9 protein-coding genes and 2 pseudogenes are annotated in these 9,970 nt (G+C 58.7%); 8 read left to right on the top strand and 3 right to left on the bottom strand.

Annotated elements, in window-relative coordinates; translation table 11 throughout:
* Positions 1–320 (bottom strand): annotated as a pseudogene (locus tag CWO89_RS47225) (DUF1521 domain-containing protein); the annotation flags it as partial.
* 959 nt (positions 321–1,279) lie between these two features.
* On the opposite strand from CWO89_RS47225, the gene CWO89_RS35050 reads away from it, so the two are divergent.
* From CWO89_RS35050 to CWO89_RS35015, 8 genes are all read left to right on the top strand, one after another.
* The gene (locus CWO89_RS35050; RefSeq protein WP_035692794.1) at positions 1,280–1,570 is read left to right on the top strand and encodes a hypothetical protein; all 291 of its coding nucleotides are present in this window, start codon (positions 1,280–1,282) and stop codon (positions 1,568–1,570) included.
* Positions 1,571–1,617: 47 nt separating this feature from the next.
* Positions 1,618–1,824 (top strand): hypothetical protein, encoded by a 207-nt coding sequence (locus CWO89_RS35045; protein ID WP_028168938.1) that lies wholly within the window; start codon positions 1,618–1,620, stop codon positions 1,822–1,824.
* Positions 1,825–1,949: 125 nt separating this feature from the next.
* Positions 1,950–2,837, top strand: coding sequence for a SctD/MshK family protein (locus CWO89_RS35040; RefSeq protein ID WP_130230515.1), 888 nt, complete (start codon positions 1,950–1,952; stop codon positions 2,835–2,837).
* A 30-nt stretch (positions 2,838–2,867) separates the two neighbouring features.
* Entirely contained in the window at positions 2,868–3,395 is a 528-nt protein-coding gene (locus tag CWO89_RS35035; protein ID WP_028168940.1) for a hypothetical protein, read from the top strand.
* A 1-nt stretch (position 3,396) separates the two neighbouring features.
* Positions 3,397–3,825 (top strand): tetratricopeptide repeat protein, encoded by a 429-nt coding sequence (locus CWO89_RS35030; RefSeq protein WP_080664153.1) that lies wholly within the window; start codon positions 3,397–3,399, stop codon positions 3,823–3,825.
* A gap of 11 nt (positions 3,826–3,836) precedes the next feature.
* Complete coding sequence (gene sctV / locus CWO89_RS35025) at positions 3,837–5,954, top strand: type III secretion system export apparatus subunit SctV (RefSeq protein WP_130230513.1); 2,118 nt, start codon at positions 3,837–3,839, stop codon at positions 5,952–5,954.
* A gap of 220 nt (positions 5,955–6,174) precedes the next feature.
* Positions 6,175–6,579, top strand: coding sequence for a tetratricopeptide repeat protein (locus tag CWO89_RS35020; protein ID WP_245287675.1), 405 nt, complete (start codon positions 6,175–6,177; stop codon positions 6,577–6,579).
* Between the two features lie 276 nt (positions 6,580–6,855).
* Positions 6,856–7,608: an effector protein NopP gene (locus CWO89_RS35015; RefSeq protein ID WP_496114080.1), complete on the top strand. Its 753-nt coding sequence runs from the start codon at positions 6,856–6,858 to the stop codon at positions 7,606–7,608.
* A gap of 337 nt (positions 7,609–7,945) precedes the next feature.
* Here CWO89_RS35015 and CWO89_RS48330 read toward each other — a convergent pair.
* Positions 7,946–8,164 (bottom strand): annotated as a pseudogene (locus tag CWO89_RS48330) (transposase); the annotation flags it as partial.
* 402 nt (positions 8,165–8,566) lie between these two features.
* Positions 8,567–9,970 (bottom strand): S10 family peptidase (locus CWO89_RS35005; RefSeq protein WP_245476721.1); only part of this gene is annotated, 1,404 nt, incomplete at its 5' end.

The raw sequence follows: 9,970 nt of genomic DNA, 5'->3' as shown, positions 1-9,970 counted from the left end.
ATGGTGGCCTTGCCGTCATGAACCTCATGCGTCCAGACCGGATCAATTGAGGACGACGAGCCCTGGTTCTGGGCGACCGACGCGAACTGGGGAGGCGGCGGCGGGGCGAGAAGGGTTGGAGCAACGTAGACCGGATTGAGGACGGCGGGTGCAACGAGGGCCGAAGTATTTACCGGGAGGTATTGGTAGGCCCCCACCGGGACGCCGACGGCGCCGGCGTACTGCCCCAACACCACGTTGAACATTGGAACGGCGGGCGCACCTTCAGGCACTAGCCCCACCGCCGGATTGGAACCACCCACTACGGGAAGATACGGCATTTTCATTCACTCCTATTGCATTGAAGGCAGCGACAGACTGCGAGGACCACCCGCACAATCAACTTGGCACGTTGCGCCAAGGCCCTTCAAAACCAATCCCACGCCACGGCCAGCAGCACGCGCTCTCGCGTTTCTTGTTGCGGGTGACAACAGTCTTGATCGGCGGACCACTTCTCTTAACCCCTTGCCGCATGGCAATTCGGGACTCTCACGTCGAGCGTAACCAAGTCGCAGGAAATGTATCCGGAGTACCTGTCTAAAAGCTGACGATAGGATGATCGTCCACCAGCACATCCGCTTGCGTATCGCCTGAACTAACGCTGAGAGCTCGCGACCGCAACGAAACGCTCTTCATGATGGGCGGCGGAACACGACATCTTGGGACGTGCGGAGGGCGAGCATCCACGATCTCTGAAGAACTTCGGCCGAGCCTCTCGCGTGAATGCTCGAGGCGGTCTTTAGGCGCCTCGGACGGCCATGTTCGGTACAAACGCCGCTTCGAAACTGATTTCGCTCGAGTCTTGAGACCAGGCACTTGCACACGTACGCCGCAGTCGATTTGTCTACCACTTGATTGCTCGAGGCAAGCGCCACGGCAGATATCTTAAGGACGTTGTGCACGGCGCTTGATGAGCACCAGGCGATCCAGCTTTGCAGTCGAGCTGCTCGGAACCATGCTCGTTGGACCGACAGCTGGCACAGCTTATACGCCAGCAACGAGTTGCAACCGCTCAAGCTTTGAAGCGCAAGACGTACGGCGTCTTGCGCGACAACATCGGCTGAAGCGAGAGTACCGACACATTTTCCGATGAAAGATAAATTTGGCGACATCGACTCATTCCTCGGCCCTTCGAAGACTCGTCAGCTTCTTGAAAGGTAATGCTCCTAGGATGTCAGCGCTGATCTCTAGGCGAGGAGTCGTCTATTGACCGTAATGGAGATGAAGATAGGAGAATGCGATGATTGGAGAAATGATCGGAAGCGCGGCTGGTGGATACCTCGGTGGACCGCAGGGCGCGGCGATTGGCTCCGCTGTCGGTGGGGTACTCGACAAAGCTTTCGAGAGGGTTATTCACAAATTGGAGCCGGAGAAGGTTGATGATGACAAGGTCGCCAAGGACAATGGCCCTGCCGCAGGAAGCAAGCCGCAGTTCAACCACGGCAACGGCGAATTGACTCTCTCGAATGACGCGCCAAGCGCACATGTCATGATTGCATTTCCTGCCCTCATCACGCTAGCTGCGGCGTGAGGCAGGTGATCAGTAACAGTAACTTCCAAACAGAAAGGTGACTCGATATGGTTTCTCCCGTTGGTGGTTCCCCCGCCGGATTTGGACCCGCGGCGAATCAGCAGGCCGGTGCTACCGGGGACGGCGATTTCGCAGCGCAGCTCGCCGAGCTGGAGCGTGTCAGCAAACAGGCTCAGGCCAAGAGCATCATGATGCGCAGAATTACGACCGAGCTCTCGTCCGAAAAGAAGGTTGCCGACGAGCGCGTTAGCTAGCGCTGCAAGAGGGAGGCTCACGGCCGGCTCTTTTCGCGTGCGGGAGGCTCTCCATAGCTTGACGAACTCGGAACCAGCCGTACGGCAACGCCGTACGGCTTCTCTCGTTTCTCAGGAGAATCTCCGTGAATGAACCGGCTTCCGTTCATTTCGAAGTGCTATCAGGGCCTTATTCTGGGGTGAGTGGTGAAGCGCCGGTCGGAACGAGTCTTATCGGAAGTGGCCTCGATGCTGATATCGTCTTCGTCGAACAGGGGCTCGAGTCCAATCACTTCCGTCTCACCCCCCTGCACGGTTCGATTGAGATCGAGGCCCTAGCAGCCGGAGTCAGCATAGAGGGAAACGGAGATATTGCCGTAGGCAAGCGGGTTGTTATTTCTCTTCCTGCTGTCATTCATGCGGGCACGATGTCCATTCGTTGCACACAGGATTCGGCACGAGGATCAATCGGCCTATCCCGTCTTTCGATAATCGCAGTCTCGTTGGTCTTGCTGAGCTCTGTCGGGATCGCCACTCTCGCAATCAGCTTCCTGTTTGACGGCAGTGCCGGTGCAGTGAGCCCCGATGCGCCCCCTGGCGCCCCACTTCCAGCCAAGCTGACGCTCAACGGTCCTAATGATCGCCCCCTCGATGCAGCCGCCGAACTGCTGCAAGAGGAGGTGAATAAAGCGGGACTTCTCAATATCAAAATCGCGCCTGGACCAGGTGTAGTCAGCGCGGAGGGCACCGTTACCCCTGCGTTAGTCACTAGGTGGCAGGAGGTTCAGCGCTGGTTCGATCAGCATACGAACGGCTCGCTGACACTCGTAAACGGGGTGATCTTAAAGGAGGATAAGCCTCCCTCCTCAATAGCTGTCCAGGCGGTGTGGCGCGGAGTCCACCCCTATCTTCTTATTGGCGGCCAAAAATACTTCGTGGGGGCGCTGTTGAATGATGGATGGACGGTGGATCGAATCGAGGCGGGACGCGTACTGCTTAGCCGGAATGGACGACTTGCTGCTCTCCCCTATTAGAGCTCCAGTACCGCAGGAAAGGAGAATGTCATGACCAAGCTGCCGCAGCATCCTGTCGGATTTGGCACCTCTTCGCAAAGGCTCAACACCCAAGACCATGAGCCAGCGAACAAGCCGGCCCTCCCTCAAGTCCATCATTTAGAGATCGATCGCACTGATGGCGGCGGCGAGAACAGGCACGGGTCGATTTGGCCGGATACTGAGGCACCCGATCTGTCAATCGAGGCCTCGCTTGAGGTCGACGATATCGATGCCGTCTCGCGTGTCAGCCTCAACGAGAGGCGCGTCCCGATCGCTGAGATCGACCCCCGTGCGGCACTCGCTTCACTTTATGGCCGCAATCTCGCGACAGGTCTGCTCTCCTTCGTCACCCCACGCCTGCGTGATCCGGACGTGCTGCGAGCAGAGAAGCACGGTGTTCTCCTGGAGCGCTTGGCCGACCGGCTATGGGCCGGAGCGGAGAACTCGGTGGCGCGCGAAGGGATCGACGCACTGCAGCAGGAGCTCCGCCGGCTGATCCTGCTCCGGCAGAACCAGAACAGCTTGATCAAGGGCTAGCATGGTCAATTCGGGCGGATCGCACCTCGCCAGTCTACCGTCGCCGGCCGAAGCTATCAAAACCGGCGATGTCTTGCCAATCTCCGGGCAAGAGCGCGATTTGGTCTGCGCAATATCCTTCGTCCACCTTGCGTGTGGACAGAGCGCACGAGCTCTCGCTCTGTTGCGGCTCTTTGCCCATGAAGATTCGCGAGACGTCGACCTGCTTCGCATTCTTACCTATGCTCTCATCTCGGAGGGCTTTGGCAATGAAGCACTTAATGTGCTGGATAGACTCGACATGCTTGATGAGGATCCCTCTTCGCGTCTGCCCTTGACGCTTCTGCGCAGTCACGCGCTGCGACGCGCCGGCCGTATGGACGAGGCGCGGGCGGTCTTCAAAGATTATGTATCCTTGCGTGGCAGGACAGCGCCAACGGAACAACAATAAGAAGGCTCTTCATGGCACACCTTCTTCGTAGGCTTATCGTGCGCGCGCCATTCCACGCGGACTTCATGGTCGCGTTCATGCTGCTTCTGGCAATCGGAATGATGATCATGCCGATCCCGATCGTCGTGATCGATATGCTGATCGGCTTCAATCTGGGTTTTGCCGTTCTGTTGCTGATGGTTGCTCTCTATCTCAGTACGCCACTGGATTTTTCATCCTTGCCGGGCGTCATCCTGATCTCTACCGTCTTTCGTCTGGCGCTGACCATCGCGACAACGCGGCTGATCCTCGCTGAAGGAGACGCCGGCAGCATCATTCACACCTTCGGTGAGTTCGTGATATCGGGGAACATCGCTGTCGGCATTGTTATATTTCTGATCGTGACCATGGTGCAGTTCATGGTTCTCGCGAAGGGAGCCGAGCGCGTCGCTGAAGTCTCCGCACGATTCACCCTCGACGCTCTGCCAGGCAAGCAGATGGCTATCGACGCGGAGCTACGCAACGGTCATATCGATCAGCGCGACGCACGCAGCCGGCGAGCCTCACTGGAGCGGGAAAGTCAACTTCATGGTGCGATGGATGGCGCCATGAAGTTCGTCAAAGGCGATGCCATCGCCGGACTCATAGTCATCTGCATCAACATGCTCGGAGGAATTAGCATCGGACTGCTCTCGAAGGGCATGTCCATTGATGAGGCGTTGCATCAATATACGCTGCTCACCATCGGCGACGCGCTGATTTCTCAGATTCCGGCGCTCCTGCTGTCGGTTACGGCTGCAACCATCGTCACACGTGTAAATGGGCCCTCCAAGCTCAAGCTTGGTGCCGATATCATCAACCAACTCACGGCCAGTACCCCGGCATTGCGGCTGGCAGCCGGCGTCTTACTTCTCATGGGGCTGATACCTGGTTTCCCCTTGTCCCCGTTTCTCATGCTGGCTGCAGTTTTTACCGGGGCGAGCTATGTCAAGGGCGGTGTGCAAGGCGCGAACACCGGCTCTAAGACGGCCGCCAACGTTAGTGCTCCGACTACGAGTCCAGCGCAGGCTCAAAAGCAAACCATACCTGCGGAGGCGCTTCCGGTCGCGCTATTGGTTGCGCCGAACCTGATAAATGCGATGGACAAAGAGGAAGTTGGGCAGCACATCGCGCGCATTTCGGCATTGGTCTCAGCCGATCTTGGCATCACGATTCCCCGCATTCCAGTCCAGGTGGATCCACGTTTGGCCCAGTCCGAGTTCAGGCTGGATGTGGAAGGGGTACCGGTTGAACGGGATCGAGTCGACCCGACGCAGCTCGCCCTCACCGACGACCGAGCGAACATTGAATTGAGCGGCATCCCGTATCGGCAAGATCCAGACACTGGCCGGATCTGGATCGAACAGAGCCATGCACCGGCTCTCAAAGCGGCCGGAATCGGGCATCACCGTCCGAGCGAAATCATCGCCTTGCGCGTCAGTTCCGTACTGACGCGATATGCGCAGCGCTTGGTCGGCATTCAAGAGACGCGACAATTGCTCGCCCGGATGGAGCAGGAATATACTGATCTGGTGAAGGAAGTGCTACGAACGACTCCAGTTCCCCGGATCGCCGAGGTCCTGCGTCGTCTGCTCGACGAGGACATCCCGATTCGTAACACCCGCCTGGTCTTGGAAGCGTTCGCCGAATGGAGCGAACGCGAGCAAAACGCTGTCCTGCTCACCGAATACGTCCGCTCCGGCCTGAAACGGCAAATCTGCTATCGCTACGCCAACGCTCACCGTGTTCTGCCCGCCTTTATCATCGAACGTGAAACTGAGGATGTGATTCGCAGTGCGGTGCGAGAAACTGCCGTCGGGCCATACCTCGCGCTGGAGGACCGGCAGAGCGAGATGTTGTTGTCGCAACTGCGTCAGATTCATTCAGGCATGCCACCAGGTCAGAGCCAGCCCGTCATCCTGAGTTCGCTGGATATCCGGCGCTTCGTGCGCGGCTTTCTCACCCGCAACGGGATCGATCTTCCTGTTCTGTCCTATCAGGATCTCGCCTCCGATTTCACGGTCCAGCCAGTGGGCTCGCTCAAGCTTACAGGTCCCAAGGAAAAAGCTCCGGCAGGAGACCAACGCAGCCAGCTCGCCACAGCCGGCTAACAGCGCACAGCAGTCGGTCGTGACAATGGACAGCATGAATTCACCTGCGAGAACATCCGCTGCTCGATGGTATGCGTTCCATCCGCCCTCGGGCTTAACTCTCCTCGCCTTGTTCGCGATTCTTGTGGTCGGAGGTTGCACCAGCTCGGATCACCCAGCCATCTCAGTACAAGCGACGCCGCGGCCAGAGTTGCTCGGCGCTAAGGACATCGATCCTGCTATGCGCGAGCGCATTGCGCACGCCCTCCTCCGGGTTACCGACGAGGAGAGTTTGCGCGAGGCTCTGAAGCAAGAACCAGACAATGTCGATGCGGCAATCTCACTTACGCAGACCCTTCTGGCACAGAAACGCGCGGGTGAGGCGCTTAAGGTAGCCGACAAGATCTTGCTTACAGCCCCTGGTGACTTGCGTGCCCTGAACGCAAAGGGGGTGGTCCTCGACGCCGAGGGGCGCCATGATGAGGCCCAAGCGCTATATCGGCAGGCTCTCGCAGCCGCCCCAGGCAATCAGATGTTGCGCAACAATCTTGGCCTATCGCTCGCACTTGCTGGGAAAGCAGACAGCGGGAACTCCAGCCTCCAACAGCTTTCGCACGAACGACGTGCGCTGGCAGAACAGCCGTAGCATACGCTTACGGTACAACCTGACTTGCAAGACGCCCGACAACCTGCTGTCAGCTTTTCGTCAGGAAGGCTGGCTATCAAGCTCCGCTCGGCCTTAGCAGGTTGACACTCAATACAGCTTTCGCAGATAGGAGCGCGAACGTCCATGTACAATCGAATAAATGCCTCACCCAGCTTTCCATGGATGGGCAATTCCGACTCTGATAGAATGACACAGTCTGCTATCGACGGTAGGCAAACAGATCAAGGCCGAAGCTTCGAGGACGTGTTCTCCCATATGCAGATAGCGCCGCGGGAGTCCTACACTGATTCATCCTCGGCGACAGCACGGCCGTACTCACTGAGCACCAGACCACCCATCGTGGAGATCTCAAGGTCCTCATTTCAGGACAAATTGGAAGATTTCTATGGGGATGAAATCGAGCATATCGCCGCCAATCCTCAGCAATACTCGCGTTCGGTGGCATTGAAAGCGGAGCGCGCTGCGGACGTTGCCTATAATCATGGCAGGAAAGAAGGCTCGGACGACGCACGACACTTCAGCTATCAATTGGGAAACAAAAGCGTTGGACTTCTCCGAACGGAAGGTGGAGCTAACATGCGTGATGTGTTCAAAGGGGAAAAGGCACGCGCGCGCTGGCGGGAACAGTTTCCCGGACGGTCTGAAATCACATCGACGGTAGACTTTCGGGTTACGCATCCCCTCGTCGATAACGCAGGCGACATTTTGCTGGAGCATCAGCTTCGGTCAGACGGCGACAAGCCGTTAGTCCTTTCTCATCCCGTGAATCCGGAAGCAAAAGCCCGTGCAGCAGCGCTGGGTTTTGTTGAGATAGGTGACTCGATGATGGTGCTTGACCCTACCCGGCATCCCGACAAGTGGATCAAGAACAGCGACGGTGAATGGCAGCGAACAAACAAACCTCCCCTTTACCTTTCCAAAGCGGAAGAGAGTGAAGGCAGGGATACGGAACGTTCCGAGCGCGCGAGAAATGTCTCGCCGGATTGGGAGGACGATGACTTTATGTAGAGGGTCGTCTCGGCGCGGAGAGAGAGGGTATGATACGCCCCTCTCTCCATGCAGATCTTACTGCCTGCAATTATTGCCTGCGCGCCGGTCGTATCGAGCGGTAGCGGAATCTGACGGCTCAGCTGCAGGCCGCCATGTCCCTTGAGCAAGCGCCTCGTCTAGAGAGCTCGTCCTGACCCTTGCGTTTTGGCTCCATGAACGAGCCGCTCTATGCCCATGCATGCTGAGCTCAGGGACGTTGGCGCCGCTCTTTCAGTTCTAAGATGAACTATGCGTCGTCCGAATTATGGTACGCGCTCAGTGAAGGCCTTACCGGAGGCTTATAGCCGCCTGCTTCTTGTGAGTGATCTTCGTTAGGTCGTCGATAGGTAAGACGGTTGCCAACGATGCCTTTCAGCAAGCGCGCCGCACGATCTTTGTCGGTGACACCGAGCGAAGCGCGCTCGTTGCAGCGGAAAGCAAATTCAGCCAGATAGCGCCGCTTAAGATGCTGCTGGCTGACGTGGTGATACGTTCCGATGATGCCCCGGTCAAGGATTGAGAAGTAACCTTCAACGTATTGGTGTGAGCGACGCCCGAAGTGTGATAAATCGCATAAAGCAGTGCGCAAATTTCGGATTTAGGTCTTCCACATTTATCTTTTTCTTGATGGAGGGTTGTCTCCGGATCCACCAGGCGCATGAAGCAGAACGTTGCGCGATTGCTCGCGAAATTCCGGCGGATGGCCGGCAATGAAGATCCCCAGCAATTGACCGATCGGCGCGCCTTGCACTTCCGGGCCCCTTTCCTGCGAGCAGCGGACGGATTTGCTCGACGAGCGCGTCGGCTACTTTCATGGCCGCCGCCTGCTTGCTCATTCTGCCCCGCGCCTCTTGCACTAAGAAACGCCGATCTACTGTAGGCGCAGAACGCGACCTGCTTGTGGCTTAGTTCGCCGCCGGCTTGATGAACGCACGCCCTACTTCATCATCGCTTCGACCTCTGCACGAAATGCCTGGCGCGAGGCGTCGCGTGAATAGAACATGTGGCCGCCCGGATAGACCACGAGTTTGACCCGCGGCGCCGACGCAAAGGGCGGCAACTGATCGAGCGCCAGCTTCGAGCCGAAATAGGGCGTGACAATATCGAACAGGCCGTGCGCGACCAGCACGTTCATCTTCGCGTCCGTGGCAAGGATCTCGCGCAGCTCCGACAGCGACTGCGGAGGGCTGCCGTGGCCGAAATTCCAGGCCCGCGTGACCGCGCGGTTGAGCAGTTCATAGGAGCCGTCCGGCCGCCAGTTGAGCTTGCGCGTCAGGACATCGACGGCGGCACTCGTCAGCGGCGCCGCCAGCGCATCGCCCGAGGGATCGCCGAAGAGGTAGCTATCGGAGTCCGGATAGGGATCGAGGCCGCGCACCGAGGCGTCATAACCGCCGGTCACCTTGCCGCTCTTGCGGTCGAACTCGCGGCGGAATTCGCCGCGGTCAAAGCGCCCGGCGAGCCGTCGGCTTACGGCCTGGTCGATGCCGGTCAAAGCGGCGACCTTGTCGGCGAGACGGTTGGTGGCCTCCTTGTCTGCCTCGCCCTTGACGAGGTCGGCCAAGAATTCGCCACGCGCGTAAGCTTCGACATCGGCGAGATCGGCACGTTTGACCGCCCCCCTGCCCTCGCCCTTGGCTTCGCGGGCCACCGCGACACAGGTTGGCAGCCTCGCGACGTGTTGCAGAAAGCTCGTGCCTGTGAACTCGCGGTAGTCGAACAGTGGCGAGAGCAGGATCAGGCCCTTCACGCCGACGCCCTGCTGCATCTGCAGATTGCGCACAACCTTCGGTCCGCGAATGCCGCCATAGCTTTCGCCCGCGACATATTTCGGCGAGGAGAGCCGCTCGTGCTTCTCGAGCCAGCGGCGGATCACAAGCGCGATTGAACTGGCATCGCCATCGACCGAATAGAACCGCCTGCGCACATCCTCGCCTGTCGCCACGAAACGGCTGTAGCCGGTGCCGACGGGATCGATGAACACGAGGTCGGTGAAATCGAGCCAGGTCTCGGCGTTGGGCCTGACCTCGGGCGAGGCCGACGCCGTGACGGTTTCCGCATCGATCGGCAGCCGCCATGGCCCGGCACTGCCGAACTGCAGCCAAGCAGAGGATGACCCCGGGCCGCCATTGAAGAGGAACGTCACCGGACGCGTGGCGCGATCTGTGCCGTCGAGCTGATAGGAGGTGTAGGCGATGTCGGCCTGCGGCTCGCCCTTGTCGTCGAACATGCGGATCGAGCCCGCAGTCGCGATGAAACGAAGCGTCCGCCCGGGCAGCTCCAGCGTCTGTTTGACGGTGGAATCCGGCGGCAGGCGATGCTGCTCGGCCGCCGATGGGGA

It is taken from the genome of Bradyrhizobium sp. Leo170 (assembly GCF_004296405.1).
In the GTDB taxonomy this organism is placed as follows: Bacteria; Pseudomonadota; Alphaproteobacteria; order Rhizobiales; family Xanthobacteraceae; genus Bradyrhizobium.
This window is presented reverse-complemented; position numbering and strand designations above follow the sequence as displayed.